17 protein-coding genes, 1 other RNA gene and 1 other annotated feature are annotated in these 20,007 nt (G+C 42.4%); of the genes, 3 read left to right on the top strand and 15 right to left on the bottom strand.

The window, feature by feature from the left end:
* Window positions 1–50: 50 nt before the first annotated feature.
* Together cymR and CE058_RS14595 are read right to left on the bottom strand one after the other, a co-directional pair.
* Window positions 51–470 (bottom strand): cysteine metabolism transcriptional regulator CymR, encoded by a 420-nt coding sequence (gene cymR / locus CE058_RS14590; protein ID WP_163143584.1) that lies wholly within the window; start codon window positions 468–470, stop codon window positions 51–53.
* Entirely contained in the window at window positions 470–1,156 is a 687-nt protein-coding gene (locus CE058_RS14595) for a YczE/YyaS/YitT family protein (RefSeq protein ID WP_163143586.1), read from the bottom strand. Before CE058_RS14595 ends, cymR begins: the two co-directional genes overlap by 1 nt.
* A gap of 258 nt (window positions 1,157–1,414) precedes the next feature.
* On the opposite strand from CE058_RS14595, the gene CE058_RS14600 reads away from it, so the two are divergent.
* Window positions 1,415–2,674 carry a replication-associated recombination protein A gene (locus tag CE058_RS14600; RefSeq protein ID WP_163143628.1) on the top strand — a complete coding sequence of 420 codons (1,260 nt, stop codon included), beginning with the start codon at window positions 1,415–1,417 and terminating at the stop codon, window positions 2,672–2,674.
* Window positions 2,675–2,716: 42 nt separating this feature from the next.
* Here the strand turns inward: CE058_RS14600 and CE058_RS14605 are convergent, their stop codons facing one another.
* Both CE058_RS14605 and CE058_RS14610 read right to left on the bottom strand, forming a co-directional pair.
* Window positions 2,717–3,676: an ABC transporter permease gene (locus CE058_RS14605; protein WP_163143589.1), complete on the bottom strand. Its 960-nt coding sequence runs from the start codon at window positions 3,674–3,676 to the stop codon at window positions 2,717–2,719.
* Window positions 3,654–4,595 carry an ABC transporter ATP-binding protein gene (locus CE058_RS14610; protein WP_163143592.1) on the bottom strand — a complete coding sequence of 314 codons (942 nt, stop codon included), beginning with the start codon at window positions 4,593–4,595 and terminating at the stop codon, window positions 3,654–3,656. Before CE058_RS14610 ends, CE058_RS14605 begins: the two co-directional genes overlap by 23 nt.
* A gap of 178 nt (window positions 4,596–4,773) precedes the next feature.
* On the opposite strand from CE058_RS14610, the gene CE058_RS14615 reads away from it, so the two are divergent.
* A complete protein-coding gene (locus CE058_RS14615; RefSeq protein ID WP_163143595.1) occupies window positions 4,774–5,292 on the top strand; it encodes a hypothetical protein in 519 nt (172 codons plus the stop codon).
* A 61-nt stretch (window positions 5,293–5,353) separates the two neighbouring features.
* Here the strand turns inward: CE058_RS14615 and CE058_RS14620 are convergent, their stop codons facing one another.
* The 5 genes from CE058_RS14620 to CE058_RS14640 all read right to left on the bottom strand — a co-directional run bounded on the left by CE058_RS14620 (window position 5,354) and on the right by CE058_RS14640 (window position 10,454).
* Window positions 5,354–6,115: a tRNA threonylcarbamoyladenosine dehydratase gene (locus CE058_RS14620; RefSeq protein WP_163143598.1), complete on the bottom strand. Its 762-nt coding sequence runs from the start codon at window positions 6,113–6,115 to the stop codon at window positions 5,354–5,356.
* 261 nt (window positions 6,116–6,376) lie between these two features.
* A non-coding RNA gene (ssrS, locus tag CE058_RS14625) (6S RNA) lies at window positions 6,377–6,564 on the bottom strand.
* Window positions 6,565–6,750: 186 nt separating this feature from the next.
* A complete protein-coding gene (gene aspS, locus CE058_RS14630; RefSeq protein WP_163143601.1) occupies window positions 6,751–8,526 on the bottom strand; it encodes an aspartate--tRNA ligase in 1,776 nt (591 codons plus the stop codon).
* A 25-nt stretch (window positions 8,527–8,551) separates the two neighbouring features.
* Window positions 8,552–9,826: a histidine--tRNA ligase gene (gene hisS / locus CE058_RS14635; protein ID WP_163143603.1), complete on the bottom strand. Its 1,275-nt coding sequence runs from the start codon at window positions 9,824–9,826 to the stop codon at window positions 8,552–8,554.
* A gap of 97 nt (window positions 9,827–9,923) precedes the next feature.
* Window positions 9,924–10,163: a binding site (T-box leader), on the bottom strand.
* A 114-nt stretch (window positions 10,164–10,277) separates the two neighbouring features.
* A complete protein-coding gene (locus CE058_RS14640; protein ID WP_048010351.1) occupies window positions 10,278–10,454 on the bottom strand; it encodes a hypothetical protein in 177 nt (58 codons plus the stop codon).
* A gap of 228 nt (window positions 10,455–10,682) precedes the next feature.
* Between CE058_RS14640 and CE058_RS14645 the strand changes: the two genes are divergently transcribed.
* The gene (locus CE058_RS14645) at window positions 10,683–12,428 is read left to right on the top strand and encodes an N-acetylmuramoyl-L-alanine amidase family protein (RefSeq protein ID WP_286168000.1); all 1,746 of its coding nucleotides are present in this window, start codon (window positions 10,683–10,685) and stop codon (window positions 12,426–12,428) included.
* 49 nt (window positions 12,429–12,477) lie between these two features.
* Here the strand turns inward: CE058_RS14645 and dtd are convergent, their stop codons facing one another.
* The 6 genes from dtd to CE058_RS14675 form a co-directional block, all read right to left on the bottom strand.
* The gene (gene dtd / locus CE058_RS14650; RefSeq protein ID WP_048010352.1) at window positions 12,478–12,918 is read right to left on the bottom strand and encodes a D-aminoacyl-tRNA deacylase; all 441 of its coding nucleotides are present in this window, start codon (window positions 12,916–12,918) and stop codon (window positions 12,478–12,480) included.
* A gap of 14 nt (window positions 12,919–12,932) precedes the next feature.
* Window positions 12,933–15,128: a RelA/SpoT family protein gene (locus CE058_RS14655; protein ID WP_163143609.1), complete on the bottom strand. Its 2,196-nt coding sequence runs from the start codon at window positions 15,126–15,128 to the stop codon at window positions 12,933–12,935.
* A gap of 488 nt (window positions 15,129–15,616) precedes the next feature.
* Window positions 15,617–16,129 (bottom strand): adenine phosphoribosyltransferase, encoded by a 513-nt coding sequence (locus tag CE058_RS14660; protein ID WP_048010354.1) that lies wholly within the window; start codon window positions 16,127–16,129, stop codon window positions 15,617–15,619.
* Complete coding sequence (gene recJ / locus CE058_RS14665) at window positions 16,120–18,489, bottom strand: single-stranded-DNA-specific exonuclease RecJ (RefSeq protein WP_048010355.1); 2,370 nt, start codon at window positions 18,487–18,489, stop codon at window positions 16,120–16,122. Before recJ ends, CE058_RS14660 begins: the two co-directional genes overlap by 10 nt.
* Before the next feature lie 159 nt (window positions 18,490–18,648).
* The gene (locus tag CE058_RS14670) at window positions 18,649–18,966 is read right to left on the bottom strand and encodes a LapA family protein (RefSeq protein WP_048010356.1); all 318 of its coding nucleotides are present in this window, start codon (window positions 18,964–18,966) and stop codon (window positions 18,649–18,651) included.
* Between the two features lie 24 nt (window positions 18,967–18,990).
* A complete protein-coding gene (locus tag CE058_RS14675) occupies window positions 18,991–19,893 on the bottom strand; it encodes a cation diffusion facilitator family transporter (RefSeq protein WP_048010357.1) in 903 nt (300 codons plus the stop codon).
* Between the last annotated feature and the right edge of the window lie 114 nt (window positions 19,894–20,007).

Genomic DNA, 20,007 nt, shown 5'->3' on the forward strand with positions numbered 1-20,007 from the left:
ATTTCATCCTGCTGCTTTATTTTCAACAAAAATTATTCCCTGATTATGACCTAAATATAAAACATATAGGCATCCGATTCTCCGGTATCTGTATGGCTGGCAAGATCTTCAAGCGTTGTGTTATCAAGCACATCTTTCACAGCATCACGAATTCGCATCCACAGTTCTCTCTTTGCAGGCTCCTCATCTTCAATTCCTTCCACTGGACTAATCGGTCCTTCCAGAACTCTGATGATATCCCCGGCGGTAATTTCTGTCGGCTCTTTGCCTAAAATATATCCGCCGTATGCACCGCGGATACTTTTAACAAGGCCGGCGTTCCGAAGCGGAGCAATAAGCTGCTCCAGATAATGCTCAGACAGGTCATTCGTCTGGGCAATCGATTTTAACGAAGTGGGACCTTCCCCATGCTTTTTAGCTAATTCAATCATTATAGTTAAACCATAACGGCCCTTAGTAGATATTTTCATCAGCTTGCACCTCTATCCTTTTCTTTAAGCATTTGATTCGTATGAATATCCTTTTCTTTAAGTTTTGCCAAAAACCGGTCAGTTAAAGCCTGGCACTGCGGCAAAGCTGCTCCGACAATCGGCCCGACTGCCAAACTGAGTACAATGGTGCCCCAAAAAACAGGTCCTCCCAGCTGCCAGCCAACTGTCAGCACAGCAATTTCCATTAAGACTCTGACATTTCTAACCTTCCAGCCGGTTTTTGCTGTCAATGCAATCATCAGGCTATCCCTCGGCCCCGCTCCGAGCTGAGCCGAAATATACATTCCCATCCCATAGCAATAAACAACTATACCAAAACCAAACATAGCCATTTTCCCCGCAAGACCATTTGGTGTCTGCATAAATGGCAAAAGCAAATAGGCGTCAATAAACAGACCAATCAGTATCATATTCAAGAATGCACCGGCCTGTGGAAATTCCTTTGAAATTAGTGCTGCAGCAGCTAATATGAAAATCCCGACAATGATGGACCAGCTGCCTATCGTCAGTCCAAGCTGGTAGTACAGCCCAACATGCAGAACATCCCAGGGGGTTGCCCCTATATCAGCCACTATTAACAAAACAATACCCAGGCTCATGACAAGCAGTCCTGTTAGATACACCAAAAACCTGGGACCGAATTGCCCTTTATTTTTCAGTAACATGTCCCCAACGCTCCCCGCATGACCTGCAAAAATATATTAAGTTTTAATCCTTAGTAAGATTATAGACTTTTGACATTATAGCATATTTTAGGGAGAAAAGGGGCGCGAGGGATTGAATCCCGGACGCTGGCAATGGCGGTCTAATTGATTTCGCAGCAGGAAATGTTATGGTATCTTAAATAGAAAGCGGAAGCTTTGCTGAAAATTGATAGGCAGACTGCAAACTGCCGGCAAAAGGCTGGAGTGATAACTTTGAACATTAAACCTCTTGCATTCCGGATGAGGCCGAGAACGATAGATGAAATCATCGGCCAGGAGCATCTTGTTTCAGAAGGAAAAATTATTTATCGCATGGTGCAGGCTAAGCAGCTCTCATCGATGATTCTGTATGGGCCTCCAGGTATAGGCAAGACGTCGATTGCAAGTGCCATTGCTGGAAGCACCCAATATGCTTTCCGCACTTTAAATGCAGTGACTAATAATAAAAAAGATATGGAAGTGGTAGCGGCAGAGGCAAAAATGTCGGGTAAGGTCATTCTGCTGCTGGATGAAGTCCATAGGCTTGATAAAGGCAAACAGGATTTTCTGCTTCCCTATCTGGAAAATGGCAGCATCACTTTAATTGGCGCCACAACCAGCAACCCATATCATGCAATAAACCCTGCGATCAGAAGCCGGTGTCAAATTTTTGAACTGAAGCCGCTGTCTGCAGATGAAATAAAAAAAGCACTGGCAAGAGCCTTGCAGGATAAGGAACGGGGCCTCGGCAATAAACAAACCGATGTTACCAATGAAGCTCTAGCTCATCTGGCCACTGCTTCAAATGGGGATGTCAGAAGCTCGCTAAATGCCTTGGAACTGGCTGTCCTTTCAACAAAAGAAGATGAAGAAGGCATCATTAAAATTGACTTGTCCGTTGCCGAGGAATGCATTCAGCGCAAAAGCTTTACACACGATAAAGATGGGGATGCCCATTACGATGTATTATCCGGCTTTCAAAAGTCTATCCGCGGAAGCGACGTAAATGCTGCGCTTCACTATTTGGGCAGATTGATTGAAGCAGGCGACATGCAGAGCATAAGCAGAAGACTGCTGGTTATTGCCTATGAAGATATCGGCCTGGCATCACCCCAAGCCGGAGCCAGGACTCTCGCAGCCGTCGAAACAGCCGAAAGAATAGGATTTCCGGAAGCAAGGATACCGCTTGCAAATGCGGTCATAGAGCTTTGCTTGTCTCCAAAATCCAATTCTGCATACAAAGCTTTGGATTCTGCCATTGCAGATATTCGCGCAGGCAAAAGCGGTGAAGTCCCCGATCATCTGAAGGACGCCCACTACAAAGGAGCAAAAGAGCTCGGAAGAGGCATCGGATATCTGTACCCTCATGATTATGAAACGGGCTGGGTCAAACAGCAGTACTTGCCAGACAGAATAAAAAACAAGGTATATTATCAGCCTAAGAAAACAGGCAAATTTGAACAGGCATTAGCATCAATTTATGAAAAACTCCTTAAATAGCAAAAGGTCTGGCTATGATGCCAGACCTTTTCTTATTTACTTCTAAGCAGAAACATCTCTTTTATTAAATACATAAAATGCAAGCACCTGGAAAAGCAGGAAGTAGATAAGAATAATCATGATCGAAAAGCCAAGCGTCATCCCCTGAACCATTGGCACTCCTTCAAAATATTGAAGAAGATCTGTATTGGCAAAAAGGCTGTACTTTGCCCAATCATACTTCATGGCAATCAGCCTTGTGACTTGTCCTCCCATAAACATCAGAAACAGAGAAAGTCCTATTGCCAGAGAGCTATTCCTGAAAACTGCCGAAATCATAAAAGCCATGGTTGCAAGCATAAGCATGTTAATGGATTTAAGGCCATAATAAGCTATCAGATGAAGTCCCATGCTTTGTTCTTCCACAGTGCCATTGTAATAATATAAATAAGGAATTGCTTTTTCAGGGAATCCAAAGAGAAGCCCGCCAAGAAGTGCTGAATATCCGAAGAGGACGGCCAGCAGCATCAGACCGAACATAATCACGGTAATATACTTTGCTCCTAGGATTTTCACTCTTTTGATAGGCCTAATCAAAAGCAGTTTGATGGTTCCCCAGCTAAACTCACTTGCCACAATCCCTCCTGCAATGATGATGGTAAACAAGCCGGCAAATTCAATCAGCTGTGAGGTATCGGATACAAATCCCCAGACAGAATATTCCTCATTCGGTGAAATATCATGCTGAATTCGGTATTCATTAAGGGCAATCTCCCTCTGATACTGTTCCTTCATATCTCTGGGAACCGTTTCTCCCATCTCTTCAAGCTGTTTTTGATAGCTTTCGTTTTGAGTCTGCAAACCCCTTTTCCATTCCGTGTTATCCGGGACCGTCCCCCCGCTTTCCTGATATTTTATAAAAGCGCCTGCAACAGTCGTCATTATCAAAAGCAGTCCAATCATGACATAAGTCCCTGGACGCCTAAAAATCTTCATCCATTCATTTTGAATCAGTCCGAGCATGTTCGGCACCTCCCTTGTACTCAGTAACTTCCAGGAAGCGATCTTCCAATGTTTTGGTTACTTCACGGACAGCAAAAATATTAATATCTTTCCGGACCAACCCCTTTACCATCTCAGGTATGCGTTCACGGACGAGCGGAAGGTACACTCTGTTTTCTGTGACCTGTATAGGCAATTCAGGGTATAAATCCTTCAACATTTTTTGTGCTTTGTCAGGGTCATCCACTTCTACTTCATAAACCTTTTCTTTCCCCTGCACAAAATCACTGATGTGCTGAACATCAATCAACTTCCCGTTTTGAATAATGCCGATTCTATCGCACATCATTTCCATTTCAGATAATAAATGGCTGGAAACAATGACAGCCATTTCTCTGTCTCTCGCCAGCATCCTCAGGTGATCCCGAATCTCCCTGATGCCTGCCGGATCAAGCCCATTCGTAGGCTCATCCAGAACGAGGATTTTGGGATCATGCAAAAGACACTGCGCCAGACCAAGTCTCTGCCTCATTCCAAGCGAGTATGTCCTCACTTTATCATGAATCCGATCCGTCAGGCCTACCAGCTCGACAGTCTCATCAATCTTCTCCTTAGTCACTCCTTTTGACATTCGTGCATAATGGATTAGATTTTGATAACCTGATAAAAACTTATACATCTCAGGATTTTCTACAATGGCTCCAATATGGGAAACTGCCTTTTCAAAATCTGTTTTAATGCTGCTGCCGAGAATTTTTATGTCACCGGAAGTAATGCCGATCAAACCCACCAGCATTCGAATAGTGGTGGTTTTACCAGCACCATTTGGGCCAAGGAAACCGAATACCTCTCCCTTTTTCACGTCAAAGCTGACAGAATCAATTATTGTTTTTCCTTTTATCACTTTTGTAACTTCCTGTATTTCTACAAGAACATCCATGTATTCATCCTCCTCCCAGCTAATAATGTTTTGTCCGTTTTGCAGACATCTTTTAAGGCCGGGATCAAAATTAGATTTGCTCCTTGCTATTTTACCTTTCACCAGCTGAGAATGGAATATTTTCATCTATTAAGGTGACGATAAACCTAACAATCGTATTTTCGAGGTGATCAAAGAAATGAAGGAACGAAAAGACTTATGGCAGCCGGAAGAGGATCAATTACTCGAAGAGACAGTCCTTGAATATACATCAAATGGTGATTCAAAAGCATCAGCCTTTAAGAAGGCAAGTACGAAGCTCGGACGTACAGTTTCAGCCTGCCAATATCGCTGGAACATGGTCATAACCAAAAGGGAAGATCATAGATCCGAAGAAGAGACAAGGAATTCTGCCGGCACCCAAACCAATAAAACTTATGGTGCTGTTCCGCCAGTCAATTTGTCTCAAGTCATACACTTCTTAAAAAACTACGCCAAGACACAGCCTAACCCAGAGCAAATGAAGGAAAATAAGCGTCTGCACGAAGAACAAGTTCACTTAAAGCTTCAGAATGAGCAGTTAATTAAAATGTTGAAGGAAAAAGAAGCGGAATATAAAAATCACCTTTTGCAATATGAGGAAATGGCAAGCATCCTGAAAGAAGCAGACCAGCTGCTTAAGCATGACAGCCTAGAAGAGAAAAGAGCAGTTCATTAACTACAGGGATTTCAGGACATTTAAACGCGCAAAGACCGGCCTCCAGAAGGCCGGTCTCTTTTCAGTCATTTACACGTGCAATTTTTATATCGCTTAAGAGTTCTCTGGTTACATAGCTGGCCATGATTAAACCTGCAACAGAAGGAACAAATGCGTTAGAAGATGGCGGCATTTTGGCCTTTCTGATTTCAGCATCATCTTTTCCTACTGTTTTTCGGACATCTTCCCGGATTACAATTGGGCTTTCATCGGAAAATACAACCGGAACGCCTTTTCTGATTCCTTCTTTTCTCAGGCGCGTGCGGATAACCTTTGCAATCGGGTCAGTATGAGTTTTGAAGATATCAGCAATCTGGAATCTGGTTGGATCCATCTTATTTGCAGCACCCATGCTTGAAATTATTGGAATCCCTCTGTTCAAGCATTCTTTCATTAGATGAATTTTATAGGCAATTGTATCGGAAGCATCAACTACAAAGTCCAGACCGTAATCGAAGAATTGTTCATAGGTTTCTTCTGTATAAAACATTTTCAAAGCAATAACTTCACAGTCAGGATTGATATCCTTGATTCTTTCTTTCATTAAGTCCACCTTTGGTTTCCCGACAGTGGATAATAAAGCGATGACCTGTCTGTTCACATTGGTAATATCGACATCGTCTTTATCAACCAGCACAAGCCGGCCAACACCGGAACGCGCCAATGCTTCCGCTGCAAAGGAGCCAACTCCGCCGATGCCCAGTACAGCAACGGTACTATTTTTCATTTTTTCGAGGCCTTCTTTGCCAATAGCCAATTCATTTCTGGAAAATTGGTGAAGCATATATATCAACTCCATCAGATGTTATTTAATAAGCATGTTTTATCTTATACCCGATAATGAATATATCATACTTGAATATTAAAGCAAGTAGTTCTATGGGATTAATGATATTAACATTTAAGCTTAAATCAAAACTTCTCTTCGATAGTGTTCACAGCGTTATCTTATTTAAACCTTACCTTCTTATCAGCGCTCATAGTGAAGAGGACAAACAAAAAATCCATGCCCGCTGGCATGGATTTTTAATATCCGTATGTACTAAAGAGTCCCAATCGTGCCGTCGCTGTTGATGCCCTCGTTTTGAACCCGCACTCAGCAGGTGGGTGTCCTGTTTCCTGCGTTTGTAAGTCCTCATCCATGAGGCATTTACGCTGCTGGAAAACTCCGGACTCCCGAAGGAATAATGTTGGTCAAAATTTCAGGTTTTACAACGAACACATCAGGACTCTTTATTTATTAATAAAATCATATCACACGATTTCGTCTTTTTCAAGCTGCTGAAATGGAGGTGATACGGACAAATATATCCATTTTATTCCTTTAGATATGAAAGTTTCCCTAAAAGTCAGGAGTAACTTACCGGTTTAACTTTCTGAAAAATAAATTTTTCGGCAAATTAACCATTAAATAGGAAATTACTCACTTTTTTTCAAATTAAGTGCTAAATTCAAATCATTAAGCTGCGACTGGCTGACTTCCCCGGGAGCTTCTGTAAGCACACAGCTCGCACTTGCAGTTTTAGGGAATGCAATTGTATCCCTCAGGTTTGTTCTGCCGGCCAATAGCATAACGAGTCTGTCCAATCCCAGGGCAATACCGCCATGCGGAGGAGTGCCGTATTCAAATGCTTCAAGCAGGAATCCAAACTGTTCTACAGCTTCCTCTTTTGAGAATCCGAGCACACTGAACATTTTCTCCTGAACATCTCTTTCGAAAATACGCAATGAACCGCCGCCAAGCTCGTAGCCATTTAATACAAGGTCATATGCTTGTGCACGGACCCCAGCAGGATCCTTTTCAAGAAGATCTAAATCTTCTCTGACAGGCATTGTAAATGGATGATGGGCTGCATAATAGCGGCCTTCTTCTTCATCGTACTCCAGAAGCGGCCAGTCTGTAACCCAAAGGAAATTAAATTTGCTTTGATCAATCAGCTCCAGCTCTTTTCCAAGCTTTAAACGGAGAGCGCCAAGTGCATCTGCGACAACATTCTTCTTATCAGCAACAAAGAGGAGCAAGTCTCCTGGTTCTGCCGCTAAAGCGGAATAGAATGATTTTTGCTCTTCCTCGGTCACAAACTTGGCAATCGGGCCTTTTAATCCGTCCTCTTCAGCTTTTAACCACGCAAGTCCTTTTGCACCATATACAGCTGCAAACTCTGTCAGAGCATCAATATCTTTTCGAGAATACTTTCCTGCGCCATTTTTCACATTAATGGCCTTAACCTGCCCACCGGAAGCGACTGCTCCGGCAAATACTTTGAAGCTTGAATCTTTTACTATTTCCGATAGATCCGTCAATTCCATTCCAAAGCGTGTATCCGGCTTATCAGATCCAAAACGGTCCATCGCCTCCTGATAGGTCATGCGCGGGAATGGAAGCTGGACATCGAGGCCTTTTACTTCTTTCATGACCTTTTCCATCATGTTTTCCATCAGGCCGATGATTTCTTCCTGGCTCATAAAACTCATTTCGATGTCGACCTGAGTAAATTCAGGCTGGCGGTCAGCCCGCAGGTCTTCATCACGGAAGCATCGGGCAATTTGGTAATAGCGTTCAATTCCGCCGACCATTAATAGCTGCTTAAAGATTTGAGGGGATTGCGGAAGAGCATAGAACTCACCCGGATGCACACGGCTTGGAACTAAATAATCACGGGCTCCTTCAGGGGTGCTCTTCGTTAAGATCGGTGTTTCTACATCAAGAAACCCTTCGCTGTCAAGAAAATTCCTCATAGCTTTTGTTACTTGATGACGCATTTTAAAGGTATCAAACATAACTGGACGTCTCAAATCCAGATAACGGTATTTTAAGCGGACATCTTCGGAAACATCCGTTTTATCATCAATGACAAAAGGAGGTGTTTTTGCTTCATTGATGATCGTCACTTTCTCTGCTTTAATCTCAATCCGCCCTGTTTTCAAGTTCTCATTGATGGTGCCTTCTTCGCGCGCAATTACTTCTCCCTCTATATCAAGCACAAATTCATTGCGGATTTTTTCAGCCGCTGCAAGAGCTTCCGGGGAAACTTTCGGATTAAATACAACCTGAACTATGCCAGTGCGGTCACGAAGATCTACAAAGATCAGACCGCCCAAATCCCGGCGCTTTTGCACCCAGCCTTTTAAGCTGACTTTTTCTCCTATCGCTTTTTCCGTTACTTCCCCGCAAAAATACGTTCGCCCAAACATACTAATTCCTCCTGTAAACACTAGTTTATGATTGATAAAGTGCTGTGAATTTCTCTATAAACGAATCAAGTTCAACCTCTGTTTGCTCCCCTGATTCCATCGATTTTACATTAATTTTATTCGCTTTAAGTTCATCTTCGCCCAGGACAGCAACAAATTTCGCATTTGAACGGTCTGCCGCTTTGAACTGCGCTTTAATTTTTCTGTCAAGATAATCTCTTTCAGCAGAATATCCTGCCAGCCTAAGTTTTTGAAGAAGGCCGACTGTATAATCCTTTGCTTCCTCCCCAAGGGATACAAGGTAGCAATCAATGCTCTTAACAAGAGGCAAATCGACCTTTTCCGCTTCAAGAGCAGCAATGAATCGCTCTATACTTAAAGCAAATCCAATTCCCGGCGCTTCAGGACCGCCAATTTCCTCAGTAAGGCCATTGTATCGTCCGCCGCCGCAAAGAGTAGTTATAGCTCCAAAACCTTCGGAATCACTCATAATTTCAAAGGCAGTATGATTGTAGTAATCCAGGCCGCGAACAAGATTTGGATCAACCGTAAAGTCAATATCCAGGTTTTTTAAATACTTTTGAACCTTCTCGAAGTAGGCTTTTGAATAATCGTTTAAATAATCAATAATGGATGGAGCAGATTTCATAAGTTCATGTTCACGGTCTTGTTTACAGTCCAGGATGCGCATTGGATTTTTCTCAAGACGGTTCTGGCAATCCTGGCAAAACTCACCGATCCGCGGCTTAAAGTGGTTGACCAGGGCCTCTCTGTGTGCAGATCGGCTTTCTTTATCTCCCAGGCTGTTCACAATCAATTTAAGCTTTTGCAGGCCCATGCTTTTATAAAGTGACATTGCCAGTGCAATTACTTCTGCATCAATTGCCGGATCAGCACTGCCGATCGCTTCGACGCCGAACTGGACAAACTGGCGGAAGCGACCAGCTTGCGGGCGTTCATAACGGAACATAGGCCCCATATAGTAAAGCTTTACAGGCTGGCTTGCATCGCCATGCATTTTATGCTCAACAAATGATCTTACAGTTGAAGCTGTTCCTTCAGGACGAAGGGTCAGACTGCGGCCGCCGCGGTCTTCAAACGTGTACATCTCTTTTTGAACAATATCCGTTGTATCTCCCACACTGCGAAGAAATAATTCTGTATGTTCGAATATAGGTGTTCTGATTTCACGATATTGAAACTTCTCACAAAGCTCCCTTGCCTTTTCTTCAATCAATTGCCATTTCTCAACTTCTCCAGGCAGAATGTCCTGCGTTCCCCTCGGTATTCGAATTGACATGAAAATTACCTCCTAATGCAAAATGATAAGTATGTATAAAATTCTTAGATTTGCAATCGCAAAAATAAAAAAACCCCCGCCTCCTTGTATATTAAATACAAGGGACGAGAGTTTGGTTTTTCCCGTGGTGCCACCCTAGTTGAAGCCTATAAATAGACTTCCTCTTTTACAGTTAACGCCTGTTAACGTTCAGCTCTTACTAAAGATGAATCCTTTTCAGAGAGAAACCTACGAAGTGTTCTTTCGTTAAATCATCATGTGAGAATGCTTTCAGCCGGGCGGCATTCTCTCTCTTTTCATGTGGGGTTTAACTACTCTTCTCCATCAATGGTTTATTATCGAAAAGCATGAACGCCTTGGTCTGGCGCTGCAGCTAGACATTTAATTGTTTTGTCATTTTATTTATATTATAATACGGAGCATTTCCTTCAATGTCAAGACTAAAAACATGCTATGATCGTTCCAGCCTTTTTTTCAGTTTTCTTACATCCCTTAGAGATAATCCAAACTCTGACGCGAGTTCAATCATGTTTGAGTTCTGTTCTTTTTGTATAAAATCATGAAAATCCACTCCAAACAGCTGATTTTCACCAGATTGTGCAGACATTCCTTTTTCTCCAAATCTCATTGTGCTCACCCTTTTTTATGTAGTCTGTTCTATTCTTGCCATTTTCAGTTGAAATGTTTCATAAGGGACAAATTAATTTCCCAGCTAAAATTGATCGCTGATATTCCGATATTAGAAGGGATATTGCACAAGATGGAGAAGTATTTTAGGACCAAAGTTCTCTTGACTGCCGGCACCTTGTTTGTTTTTCTTTTAATAAGGATTTTAATTATGAAAGGAGGCAGCCTGTTGGAGAAAAGAAAGCCACTTATTCTTGTGATATGCCTTATGCTTTTTGCCGGCATAACACAAACTGAAACACAGGTTAAAGCTGAAAACAGTTTTGTAACAATCACCACCAGCAATCTTAACATCCGTCAAGGACCAGGTTTAAGCTACCCCATTCTGGGACAAGCCCAAAAAGGCGATCAATTTAACATCCTTTCCCGTGAAGGAGAATGGATTAAAATTAATTTCCAGGGGGAAAATGGCTATGTAGCAAGCTGGCTTGTTTCCAATTTGACTTCAAATCAGACAGGAGAAAAAACGGCAGGTGAAAATTCCCAGGCGGTTATCACAACAGATGGCCTTAGGGTGAGAAAGGGACCTGGTACAAGTTACGGGGTTCTGGGGACTATCCAAAAAGGCACAGCCTATAAGGTCAAGAGCACAGAAGGAAGCTGGGTTAAGATTCAAACTCCATATGGAGATGGCTGGGTGGCAAATGAATTTGTCCAATTCAGCGGCACACAAAAGAAAAGTTCATCCAGCAGCAGTCAAACCGGGAAGATCACAGCAGACTCTCTAAATGTGAGGAACAAGCCTTCTCTTCAAAGTGACATCATCGGCAAACTTAATTCGGAGGAGACAGTTGCTGTTCTTTCTCAAAATGGCAGCTGGACAGAGATCTCTTTCTCGGGAATTACAGGATGGATCAGCAGCCAATATATTACATTTCAATCCTCACAATCAGAAAGCAAACCAAAACAGGCTTCATCCGGAAAAACAGGCACTGTAACAGCAACCACTTTAACCGTAAGAAACAAAGCATCTTTAAATGGAAAACCAATTGGTTCAGTTGCCAAAGGCCAAGCTTTCTCCATTCATGAAGAAGCTGATAATTGGGTAAAGATTGAATATCAGCCTGGTTCTTATGGATGGGCGGCAAGCTGGTTCATAGACATAACAGCCGAAGAGAACTCCGGCTCATCTCAGCAAAATGTAAACGGCAGTTCTGCAATTATCTTACATAACGGATCAAATATTAGAAAAAAAGCGAGTACCCATTCAGCTGTCGTCCACAGGGCAAATAAAGGGGACAGCTTTGAAATAATGAGCCTGAATAATGATTGGTATGAAATTCGCCTGCCAAACGGCGGAAAGGGTTTTGTAGCAGGCTGGATCGTTTCAGTTAAAGGATCTGCACCTGCAGTAACAAAGCCGGGAGCAGAAAAGCATCTGAATAATAAAACTATTGTCATTGATCCCGGTCATGGAGGCCGTGATAATGGTACAACGGGAGCACGAGGAACACGTGAAAAGGACATTACTATCAGGACCGCTCAAGTGCTTGCCGAAAAATTAAGGGCTGCAGGTGCTAATGTCATTCTGACCAGGAGCGGGGATACCTATTTGCCACTGCCTTCGAGAGTAGGCATTTCACATCATCACAATGCAGATGCTTTTATCAGTATTCATTATGACAGTACGCCGGATCGAACTGCACGAGGAGCGACTACCTATTACTATCATCCTTTCCAAAAGGAAATCGCCGCCAATATCCACTCCAATGTAACAGCGATGACAAACCTTAGAGATCGGGGCTATAGAGTCGGAGATTATCATGTAATCAGGGAGAATAAACGCAATGCTGTTCTGATTGAACTCGGATATCTTAGCAATCCGGCAGAAGAAGCCCTGATTGCTTCTGCACAGTATCAGCAATCAGCAGCAGCAGGAATTTATCAGGGACTTGCCCGCTATTTTAAGAATTAGCCAAAAAGCCCCGGCACTCAAATTGGGATGCCGGGGCTTTTTGCGTTCATTATTTGCTTTCTAAGATTAAGGTAACAGGTCCATCGTTGGTTAACTGAACATCCATCATGGCGCCGAATTCACCTGTTTCGACTTTCAGGCCTTTAGCTTCCAGAAACCGATTAAAAGCATCATAGATTTTCACGGCGTGCGCAGGCTTGGCCGCATCCATGAAATTGGGCCGTCTGCCCTTTCGGCAATCTCCATACAGTGTAAATTGCGAAACCGAAAGAATTTCACCTTCCTGATCGAGCAGTGATAGATTCATTTTGCCGGCATCATCTTCAAAGACGCGAAGATTGGCAATCTTATCAGCCAGAAAAGCTGCGTCCTCTTCTTTATCTTCGTGGGTGACTCCAACGAGCAAAACAAACCCCTTTTTGATGCTCCCAACGGTTTCTCCGTCCACCGTTACGCTGGCTTCTTTGCTTCGCTGCACTACAACACGCATTCTATCTGCTCCCTTTAGTTCATAATCCTTCTTACCGCATAAATATCAGGGATTTGCTTTATCCGCTCTACAACCCTTTGCAGGTGGCTTACATTGTGTATAGCAATGGACATATTGATCGTTGCTGATTTATTTCGGTCCGAACGGCCTGATACGGCTGAAATGTTGGTTTTCGTTTCATTAACAGCCTGAAGAACCTCGTTCAATAAACCTCTGCGGTCATAACCGGTAATTTCAATTTCAACATTATATTCTTTCCGGTCATTTAATGCTGTTTCCCACTCTACCGGGATTAGCCTTTGTTTTGCATCATCCGTTTCGATATTAGGGCAATCATCACGGTGTACAGAGACACCTCTGCCCTTTGTAATAAACCCGACGATTTCATCCCCTGGGACAGGATTACAGCAGCGGGAAAGGCGAATGAGCAGGTTATCTATGCCGGAAACCCGGACACCGGATTCGCGCTTTTTAGCTGAAGTAAATGTCTTTAGTTCCGAAACAGCATTTGTAATATCGGAGGTTTGTTCAAGGTCGCGCTTCTTGCGCCATTTTTCTGTAAGCCTGTTGGCAACCTGAAGAGCTGTTACCCCATTATAGCCAACAGCAGCATACATATCTTCCTCAGTAGCGAAATTGAATTTCTCTGCAATCCTTTTGACATTATCAGGTGTTAGGATTTCCTTCAGCTCGAAATCCATATTGCGGATTTCCCGCTCAACCAGCTCTTTCCCTTTTTCCACATTTTCTTCTTTTCTTTGCTTTTTGAAGAACGTCCGAATTCTATTTTTTGCCTGTGAAGTCTGAGCCAGCTTCAGCCAGTCTTTACTTGGCCCATAGGAATGCTTGGATGTCAGAATTTCAATGATATCTCCGGTTTTCAGCTTATAATCCAAGGTTACCATTTTCCCATTCACTTTGGCACCGATTGTCTTGTTTCCTATTTCTGAATGTATCCTGTAAGCAAAGTCAATTGGGACTGATCCGGAAGGAAGCTCGATGACGTCCCCTTTGGGAGTAAAAACAAACACCATATCGGAAAACAAGTCAATTTTCAATGATTCCATGAATTCTTCAGCATTGGCTGCATCATCCTGGAATTCCAGGATTTCACGGAACCATGTCAGCTTCTCCTCAAAAGAAGAGCCTTCATTCACTCTTTTCCCTTCTTTATAAGCCCAATGTGCAGCAATACCAAACTCTGCAATTCTGTGCATGTCCATGGTGCGGATCTGGACTTCCAGTGGGTCGCCCTTTGGTCCGATAACCGTAGTATGAAGTGACTGATACATATTCTGTTTAGGCATGGCAATATAATCTTTGAAACGGCCGGGCATTGGCTTCCAGCAAGTATGAATAATCCCGAGAACCGCATAGCAATCCTTAATGCTGTTAACAACAATGCGTACAGCCAGCAAATCATATATCTCATTGAATTGCTTATTTTGAAGGGCCATTTTACGGTAGATGCTGTAAATATGCTTAGGGCGTCCCGAGATTTCTGATTTAATTGAGACCTCTGACATTCTGCTCCTCATAACATTGATTACATCATCTAAATACTCTTCCCGCTCAGCCCTTTTTTTCTTCATCAGGTTTACAATCCGGTAATACTGCTGCGGATTTAGGTACCTCAATGCGGTATCTTCAAGCTCCCACTTAATCTTGGAGATTCCAAGCCTATGGGCAAGAGGTGCAAAGATTTCAAGTGTTTCATTTGAAATGCGGCGCTGCTTTTCAGCAGGCAGATGCTTAAGTGTCCGCATATTATGAAGGCGGTCAGCAAGCTTAATCAAGATTACACGGATGTCCTGGGCCATAGCCACAAACATTTTCCGGTGGTTTTCAGCCTGCTGCTCTTCCTGAGATTTATATTTAATTTTCCCCAGCTTCGTTACACCATCGACAAGCATAGCCACTTCTGAATTGAAGGATTCTTCGATATTCTCCAATGAGACTTCGGTGTCTTCAACCACATCGTGAAGAAAGCCGGCTGCAACCGTAGATGGATCCATCTCCAGATCTGCAAGGATGCCTGCTACCTGGATCGGATGGATGATGTATGGTTCACCGGATTTTCTATATTGTTCACGATGGGCATGCTTGGCAAACTCGTATGCTTTTTTAACAAGCTCTGCATGCTCATCGTTTAAATATTCTTTTGCCCTGTTGATGACTTGCTCGGCGGTCAGAACTTGATCGTTCGCCATGGAATCACCTTTATCTCCCTGAATTTTATGCAGTTGCATAATGTAATAATTTTGAAATTGATAATGAATAACAAGTTATTAAAAAAATTAATATTGCTACTATTATCGAAAAAAAAAGTGAAGATGTAAAGGGATAGACTGTTATTTTTATGGGAATAACAAAAATTTTGTCGTTTTTTGTCCGAATCCCTTTATTGTTTTTCCATAAATGGATTTGGAAACCCTTTAAAAACTATTTTCTAATATAAATTAAAAGGCTCTTTTCGTAAAAATTATTGTTTTTACTTATCGATATTGTCCGTTGATTCGCTCCAGGCTGCTCAGCGAACCGCGGGGCAGGCGGGTGAGCCTCCTCGAAGCTCCAGCTGGAGTCTCGCACAATCCGCTCCAATCAGCTCAGCATATCTAATACAAAAAGCAACAAACTTGAGAAAAACAGCCAATTAAAAAGAGCCCCATTTCGAATGGCGCTCTCTTTATATAAAAAATTAATACTGCATTAATGTCAGAATGTCGTAGTTGTCGAGCTTTTTACGCCCATCAAGGTATGTTAACTCAATAAGGAATGCAATGCCTGCCACTACTCCGCCAAGTTCTTCAACCAGCTGGATAGTTGCATCGATTGTTCCGCCTGTTGCAAGGAGGTCATCAGTAATCAGGACTCTTTGCCCTGGTTTGATGGCATCCTTATGAATGGTTAAAACATCTTTGCCATATTCTAGGCCATAATTAACCTTGACTGTTTCACGTGGAAGTTTGCCTTCTTTTCGGACTGGGGCAAAGCCTACACCTAAAGAATAAGCCACAGGGCAGCCGATGATGAATCCGCGGGCTTCAGGGCCGACAACCAGGTCAATCTTCTTTTCGCGGGCATATTCAACAATTTGATCAGTAGCATATTTATATGCGTCACCATTGTCCATAAGAGTTGTAATATCTTTAAATTTAATGCCTGGCTTCGGCCAATCTTCTACAATTGTTATATACTGTTTTAAGTCCATTTTTCTTCCTTTGCCTCCTCAAGTTTTACAGCCCCTTGCATAACTTCATCAAACCAGTCTTTGAGCTGCTGAAAGGATGAATAGAGCAAATCGCTCTCAAGAGTGTATTGTGCCTGTTTAAGCTGATAAGTTTGTGAATCAGCTAAATCACGTTTAGTGGATGTATTGTTTAACGAAATGACACCATTATTTATTTTAACAAATTCCAATTCAAAAAACACTTGAGACATAAAATCTACTGTCTCTCTGCTCCATCCTTTATGCTTCGCTATATCATTCCCATGACGCCTGATATCAATTGAACCTTTTTTAGCAATCAGGGCAAAGTACCATTTAAAATGGTCTCTTGTTGGTAATGTGCTAAAAAAGTCACTGTCTTCTTTATAGAAATGAGCATAAATTCTGGCAGGTTTTTTCCCGGAGAAAACCTGTGCAAGAATTTCCTTTGAAGGCGGCAAATCAGCCAGTACAACATTTGAGCCTTCTATTTTTATGTCTTCTGCGTCTTCTGCAGAAGTTATTTTCACCATGTTTTCCCCTGCAAATGGTTTATATTTAGAAATATATTCCTCATTAAAAAATAACCAGGTTGTGTTTGCCTCAGGAATGACACTTTGGAGCCTTTCAAGCCGTTTTAAACTCCGGATATCAAAGAGCTGCCAGGAGTTGACTGCCATATCCTGCAGGAAAATTTGCGGTTTTTTAATATTATTCCATTCATTAATGGATAATTCACCAATAACGGACAGCTTGGAGTATGGTGAAATATGTTCATGCAAATGCCCAAGTCCAAAACCAATGCCATCAAGTGAAGATCCATCATTCTCGATTGTGACTTTAATATGGTTCTGTTCAGATCCGATCTTTCTCATAGCTGCAATATTAGCATCTTTTATCATTACTTTTGGTTTCGCATTTCCCATCCCGAATGGAGCAAGCAGCTGCATTTCCGCAATGGAAGAAAGATTGATATCTTTTAAATGGAAAACCCCATCAATAGAGGTTACAGGAATAAAATCTTCCTCACTCAGCTGTTCATTTGCAAGAGTATTCAGTCTGCTTCTCAGATCATCAACCGAATCAATGGATAAAGTCATACCCGCTGCCATCGGGTGACCTCCAAAGTGAGGCAGGATATCCCGGCATTCAGAAAGATTCTTGAACAGATCAAAACCTTCTATACTTCTTGCTGAACCCTTCGCCAGCCCTTTTTCACTGTCATAACTAAGGACAATGGCCGGGCGGTAAAACTTTTCGACAAGCTTCGAAGCTACTATTCCGATTACCCCGGCGTTCCAGCCTTCTTTCCCGACAACAATAACTGAATTCTCACTGATTGGGAAATTTGTTTCAACCTCATGAACCGCTTGCGCTGCAATGTCATTGACAATAGATTGCCTTTCTTTATTCAGCATTTCAATTTCTTCGGCAATGGCTTGTGCTTCATAAGGATCATTTGTCAAAAGCAGATCCACAGCAGGATCCGCGCTTTCAAGCCTTCCTGCTGCATTGAGGCGAGGGCCGATTGTAAAGCCGATCGTTTCCTCACTAATGGATGGAAGCTCGATGCGTGCCGCTTTAAACAAAGCATTCAAACCTGTATTTTTAGTTGATTTCAGCTTTTGAATCCCGCGCTTGGCAATAAGTCTGTTTTCTCCTGTTAAAGAAACAAGATCAGCAATTGTGCCGATTGCAGCTATCTCCAAAAGGTGTTCAGGCATTTCACCATAAAGCGCATGTGCAAGCTTAAATGCTACCCCAACACCGGCAAGTTCCCGGAACGGGTATCTGCTCTCCGGATGCTTAGGATGCACAATGGCCAATGCTTCAGGAAGCTCGGGGCCGGGCTCATGGTGATCTGTAATGATCAAATCCATTCCAAGCTCTTTTGCAGCTTTTGCTTCATTTACAGCAGAGATTCCAGTATCTACAGTAATAATTAAACGGATGCCAATTTCGGCTGCATGTTCAAAAGCCGGGATATTTGGCCCATAGCCCTCCGTAAAACGATTCGGTATGTAGAATTGGACATCAGCACCGAGATCTTTAAGTGCCATCATCATGACAGAAGTGCTGGTCACACCATCCGCATCATAATCACCAAAAATTAAAATAGGTTCCTGTTTTTCAATAGCTTCTTTTATTCTGGAAACAGCAATTGCCATATCTGTCATTAAAAAAGGATCATGAAATTCCTGCTCATTATCCATCAGAAAATACCGTGCTGAATCAACGGTATCCATTCCGCGATTAATTAAAAGCGATGCTGCAAGAGGAGAAATATTCAGTTCCTTTGAAAGCCGCTGTACTTTATCCTCCTCTGTTTGCCGAACAATCCATCGCGTTCTTGAATGTAACATACGTTCACCCCTCAGCTTATTAATTATACAAGAGGGGAAGGTGTGTTTCAATAAGTTAAAATCGGGTTAATCCATACAATTCTGGAAAGAAAAACAGGTGCTGCAGGTCACTTTTTGAGACCAAAAGAAAAACTTGAGCATAAGCTCAAGCATGTTCATTTAATGTATATCCCTATCCAGCTCTTTTTCAAGTTCTTCCTTCTCAGCATTATCTTTTACAGAATTTCCTGCTTTCAGCTTTTCATTTTCCCTTTTTAGTAATTTCACTTGCCTTTGAAGTGAGTAAATGCGGACAATGCCGACAGAACCTACTATTAGTCCACCCATAAGAACAGATCCTAAAATCACTAGAATCAGCGGCCACTGGCTTTCCCCAAACAAGTAGTTTACCGTTACATTATCGACATTGATAACTGCAAAAACAGCCACGATCAGCGCAAATAAAAAACCAAATAATAAAGTCCATTGAAATTTCATGCTATCCTCTCCCTGATATATTCTCTAATTTATATGTTCTTCACTGAAAGGATTAATGTGCACAAAGACATTTTGCACATTTTCCAATTGGAGCAGCTTGAGTTTTACTTCTTTGCCGACCCGGTGTCCATCCTCAACAGTCATATTCGGATCCACCGACACTTTAATATCAACAATAACATAGTGTCCGTGCTCCCTGGCATGCAATTCATCGATCCTTTTAACATGGTCGACGGATTCAGCCGTTTTGCGCATTTCAAGAGTATCTTCTTCATGAAGCACGTGATCAAGTGTGCTGTGAATGGATTCTTTCCCAAGCCGCCATGCCATTTGGAGAATCATAAGGGACACAATGAGGCCAGCCACAGGATCTGCATACTCAAGCCATTCGATCCCCATTCTTCCTCCAATAATCGCACACCCAATACCTATTAAAGCTGCAATTGATGAATAAACATCTGAACGGTGTTCATAAGCATTTACAATTAAAGCATCACTGTTTAGTTTCTTTCCCAAATTATACTTATAACGAAACATAGCTTCTTTCACAACGATGGAAACCACCACTGCAGCTATTGCAATTGCTTTTGGAGGTTCAATTGGCGAAAAGAATGATTCAAATGATGATTTTCCGATTTCTATTCCCACGAGGAACAGCAGAACGGCAACAATTATAGCCGCTATCAATTCAGCTTTCCCATGACCGTATGGATGATCCTCATCCGGCGGCTGTTTCGCAGCCCTCAGACCCAAATAAACAGCAAAAGATCCGGCAACATCTGAAGCTGAATGGACCGCATCCGCCACCAGCGCTTTACTTCCTGAATAAACGCCAATTCCCCATTTGAGGGCGGCAAGAATAATATTGCCCACGATGCCAATTATAGCTGCAAACTCAGCTTTCTTAAAACGATCGTTATTTTCCAAAGCGATACTTCCTTCCTCCCTGATCTTGCTATTAGTTTATCCTATTTCCCGGAATCATTAACCAAATTTGTAAAATAGACAGCATCCTGATTTAATCGAGTAGGAGGGGGTGAC

The organism is Bacillus sp. 22-7, from assembly GCF_010628845.1.
GTDB lineage: Bacteria > Bacillota > Bacilli > Bacillales > Cytobacillaceae > Cytobacillus > Cytobacillus firmus_B.

What these genes read in the sequence shown, in the direction of transcription:
- cymR (WP_163143584.1), bottom strand. Translation starts at nt 470, where the DNA reads ATGAAAATATCTACTAAGGGCCGTTATGGTTTAACTATAATGATTGAA.
- CE058_RS14595 (WP_163143586.1), bottom strand. Translation starts at nt 1,156, where the DNA reads ATGTTACTGAAAAATAAAGGGCAATTCGGTCCCAGGTTTTTGGTGTAT.
- CE058_RS14605 (WP_163143589.1), bottom strand. Translation starts at nt 3,676, where the DNA reads ATGCTCGGACTGATTCAAAATGAATGGATGAAGATTTTTAGGCGTCCA.
- CE058_RS14610 (WP_163143592.1), bottom strand. Translation starts at nt 4,595, where the DNA reads ATGGATGTTCTTGTAGAAATACAGGAAGTTACAAAAGTGATAAAAGGA.
- CE058_RS14615 (WP_163143595.1), top strand. Translation starts at nt 4,774, where the DNA reads ATGAAGGAACGAAAAGACTTATGGCAGCCGGAAGAGGATCAATTACTC.
- CE058_RS14620 (WP_163143598.1), bottom strand. Translation starts at nt 6,115, where the DNA reads ATGCTTCACCAATTTTCCAGAAATGAATTGGCTATTGGCAAAGAAGGC.
- aspS (WP_163143601.1), bottom strand. Translation starts at nt 8,526, where the DNA reads ATGTTTGGGCGAACGTATTTTTGCGGGGAAGTAACGGAAAAAGCGATA.
- hisS (WP_163143603.1), bottom strand. Translation starts at nt 9,826, where the DNA reads ATGTCAATTCGAATACCGAGGGGAACGCAGGACATTCTGCCTGGAGAA.
- CE058_RS14640 (WP_048010351.1), bottom strand. Translation starts at nt 10,454, where the DNA reads ATGAGATTTGGAGAAAAAGGAATGTCTGCACAATCTGGTGAAAATCAG.
- dtd (WP_048010352.1), bottom strand. Translation starts at nt 12,918, where the DNA reads ATGCGTGTTGTAGTGCAGCGAAGCAAAGAAGCCAGCGTAACGGTGGAC.
- CE058_RS14655 (WP_163143609.1), bottom strand. Translation starts at nt 15,128, where the DNA reads ATGGCGAACGATCAAGTTCTGACCGCCGAGCAAGTCATCAACAGGGCA.
- CE058_RS14660 (WP_048010354.1), bottom strand. Translation starts at nt 16,129, where the DNA reads ATGGACTTAAAACAGTATATAACAATTGTAGAAGATTGGCCGAAGCCA.
- recJ (WP_048010355.1), bottom strand. Translation starts at nt 18,489, where the DNA reads ATGTTACATTCAAGAACGCGATGGATTGTTCGGCAAACAGAGGAGGAT.
- CE058_RS14670 (WP_048010356.1), bottom strand. Translation starts at nt 18,966, where the DNA reads ATGAAATTTCAATGGACTTTATTATTTGGTTTTTTATTTGCGCTGATC.